General features: G+C 63.0%; 2 protein-coding genes and 1 pseudogene. 2 read left to right on the forward strand and 1 reads right to left on the reverse strand.

Going from position 1 to position 735, the window contains the following annotated elements:
* The first annotated feature begins 169 nt into the window (after positions 1–169).
* A complete protein-coding gene (locus Tfont_RS15090) occupies positions 170–232 on the forward strand; it encodes a DUF2058 family protein (protein WP_390612549.1) in 63 nt (20 codons plus the stop codon).
* 52 nt (positions 233–284) lie between these two features.
* Here the strand turns inward: Tfont_RS15090 and Tfont_RS14390 are convergent, their stop codons facing one another.
* A complete protein-coding gene (locus Tfont_RS14390; protein WP_143969938.1) occupies positions 285–560 on the reverse strand; it encodes a Rho-binding antiterminator in 276 nt (91 codons plus the stop codon).
* Between the two features lie 42 nt (positions 561–602).
* On the opposite strand from Tfont_RS14390, the pseudogene Tfont_RS15140 reads away from it, so the two are divergent.
* Positions 603–735, forward strand: a pseudogene (locus Tfont_RS15140) (transposase); the annotation flags it as partial.

Genomic DNA, 735 nt, shown 5'->3' on the forward strand with positions numbered 1-735 from the left:
TGTGCCGGGATTCGGTGAGAAATGGCTACGCACTGAGCCGCTGCGTGGCCCCGCGATGTCGAAAACCCACGCATGAACCCCCGATCTGTGCCCGATCTGTGCCCAAAGCGGCGCTTGCGCGGCCGCTTCCTACCCGCCAGACTCGCAAAAAAGGGCGGTTGAACTTCCTATACCCCCGGATGCCGATGATCCGTACGCCGCCTATCAGGTTCCTGACGACCTGATGTGGTAGGAAAGAACCGGGCATTGCCCGGTTTTTTGTCTGCGCCGGAGGGGCGGTTCTTTCAGGTTTTCGGGCGGTTGCCCAACAGTACCCGGCCGAAGCGCGCACCGGGTGTGAGCGGGGTAATGGCCAGCAGCAGATCCAGGCGCAGGGCCTGCTGGCCGCTTTCGCTTGCCACAAGCAGGAATTCCTCCTTGCTGGGGCGCGTCTCGGTGCTGATGGCATCGGCTTCGAGTCGCCCGCCGTCAACCAGTTCGAGCAGCAGTCGGTAACGGTACAGGCAGGCGATCTCCAGGTAGTCGTGCAGATGGCAGTCGATTGGTCGGTAGCTGTCCATGGGACTTTCCGGTGTGGGGTCTTCCAGTCAGTCTGGCGCAGCTGGCGCAATGGGACCACGCATGTCGAATGGGATGCGGTGGACTTCATCGCCAAGCTGGCGGCACTGGTCCCGCCACCTCGCGCGCATCTCACCCGCTTCCACGGCGTATTCGCCCCGAATGCAAACCTGCGCG

The sequence above is a fragment of the Tepidimonas fonticaldi genome (genome assembly GCF_007556755.1).
Classification (GTDB): domain Bacteria; phylum Pseudomonadota; class Gammaproteobacteria; order Burkholderiales; family Burkholderiaceae_C; genus Tepidimonas; species Tepidimonas fonticaldi.

Coding starts and splice junctions, on each gene's coding strand:
- Tfont_RS14390 (WP_143969938.1), bottom strand. CDS start 560: ATGGACAGCTACCGACCAATCGACTGCCATCTGCACGACTACCTGGAG.